General features: G+C 66.1%; 2 protein-coding genes. Both read left to right on the forward strand.

Features of this window, described 5'->3' with window-relative positions; genetic code table 11:
* The first annotated feature begins 51 nt into the window (after positions 1-51).
* Positions 52-1,077 carry an IS30 family transposase gene (locus tag AS93_RS0117955; RefSeq protein ID WP_027591871.1) on the forward strand — a complete coding sequence of 342 codons (1,026 nt, stop codon included), beginning with the start codon at positions 52-54 and terminating at the stop codon, positions 1,075-1,077.
* Between the two features lie 485 nt (positions 1,078-1,562).
* A partial coding sequence (gene tnpB, locus AS93_RS0117965) for an IS66 family insertion sequence element accessory protein TnpB (RefSeq protein ID WP_027591873.1) occupies positions 1,563-1,897 on the forward strand: 335 nt, incomplete at its 3' end.

The following is a 1,897-nucleotide window of genomic DNA, read 5'->3' on the forward strand; positions in this document are numbered from 1 at the left end:
CCTTAGTCTCAACTTCCAAGTGCAACACCCCACTTCAAGTAGGGTGCAGGCATGGGACAGAAGTACACACACCTGAGCGCGGAAGAGCGCGCGATGATCGAGATCGAGATTGGGAACGGCGCCAGCCTGCGGTCCGTGGCGCGGCGTCTGGGCAGGAACGTATCGTCCGTGTCGCGGGAGCTGTCGCGCAACCGAGGTGCGGAGGCAGGGGCCTACAGCAGCCGTGCGGCGGGATCGGGCTACCGCCAGCGTCGGCAGCGCAGCGTGCGGCGGCGCCGGTTGATCGAGGGCACGCCCTTGTACCGACGCATCTACGCCTGGCTGGTCTACCGGCGCTGGTCGCCGCAGCAGATCGCCGCCAGACTGCGGCACATGCATCCGGACGATCCTGCGTGGCGGGTCAGCCACGAAACCGTGTACGCGGCGATCTACGCGCATCCGCGCGGCGCGTTGAAGAAGGGCATGGTGGATGCGCTTCGCCAATCCAAACCCCAGCGCGGGCGGCGACGCACCACCGCTGCGGGCGCCAGCTTCGTGCCGGAAGCCCAACGCATCGTGCATCGCCCCGAGGAGATCGACACCCGTCTGCTGCCGGGGCACTGGGAGGGGGACTTCATCAAGGGGGCGTACAACCGCTCGGGCGTCGGCACGCTGGTGGAGCGCAAGACCCGCTTCGTCGTGCTGTGCAAGATGGAGGGCTGCACCGCGCAGGCCGCCCTGGAGGGCTTCACGCGCCAGCTGAAGAAGCTGCCCAGCTTCCTGCGCGAGAGCCTGACCTACGATCGCGGTAGCGAGATGGCCTGCCATGCCGAACTCTCCGAGCGCTTGAACCTGGAGATCTGGTTCGCCGACCCGCACGCCCCCTGGCAGCGCGGTAGCAACGAGAACACCAATGGTCTGCTACGCCAGTTCCTGCCGAAGGGCACCGACCTGTCGCAGGTGAGCCAGACCCACCTCAACGACATCGCCCGGCTGCTCAACGGCAGACCCCGTCAAACGTTGGGGTGGCTGACCCCGGAAGAGATGATGGCCAAGGAGATGGCCGAGTTCGCTAAACGTGTTGCGCTTGATTCTTGAGACCGCCGACTGCCGGGCGGTTAGAAACCCCTTAAGAATGAGCTCAAGGCCATGGAACCGGTTAAACAGTGCAGCAATACCTACCGCGTGGTCCGACCAACGCGTCCTTCGCTCGTACTCCCCTGGCCTAAGCGGTTTGTCCGAGACGACGAAGTGCGGATTCTTGCTGTTGACGAGTTCGATGCTCGTCTCGTACGACAGCCGGAGGAACTGTTCCGTAAGCGTCCGGCTGTCTCACCTTCCAACCTGACCCGATCTTCCTGACCGTCGCCGGTTTCCCCAACGGAGGACCGGTCGATGGCGTGTTCGGAGGCGTGGCGGTGGCGGGCGCATGTGCGCTCGCAGGTGCGGAGTGGGTTGAGCCAGGCGGACTACTGCCGGCTGTGGGGCATCCCGCGACGGGAGTTCGCGGCGTGGCGGCGGCGGATGTGGGTGCAGGAGGCGGCTCCGCTGCGGCTGCTGCCGATCGCGCGGAGGGACGGCTGATGCGCCTGCCTTCGCAGTGGTTCCTGGCGGTCGAGCCGATCGATCTGCGCTGCGGCATGGATCGGCTGCTGGTGTGGGTCCAGCGTAGCGGCGGTTCTTCGTCGGCGTCGGTCGGCTACGCGTTCCGCAACCGCGCGGGTTCGCGGATCAAGCTGCTGCTGATCGACGGCACCGGCGTGTGGCTGTGCGTGCGGCGATTGCACGCCGGGCGCTTCCACTGGCCACGTTCGACCGACGACAGATGCGAGCTGTCGTCCGAGCAGTTCGCATGGCTGTGCGTGGGCGTGGATTGGATGCGATTGTCTACGAGTGTGGTGCCCGAACACACGTTCTG

Origin of the sequence: Pseudomonas sp. RL (assembly GCF_000647775.1) — a bacterium.
GTDB classification, from domain to species: domain Bacteria; phylum Pseudomonadota; class Gammaproteobacteria; order Pseudomonadales; family Pseudomonadaceae; genus Serpens; species Serpens flexibilis.

Bases quoted from the DNA above. Each gene is read 5' to 3' on its own strand.
- AS93_RS0117955 (WP_027591871.1), top strand. From the start codon at position 52: ATGGGACAGAAGTACACACACCTGAGCGCGGAAGAGCGCGCGATGATC.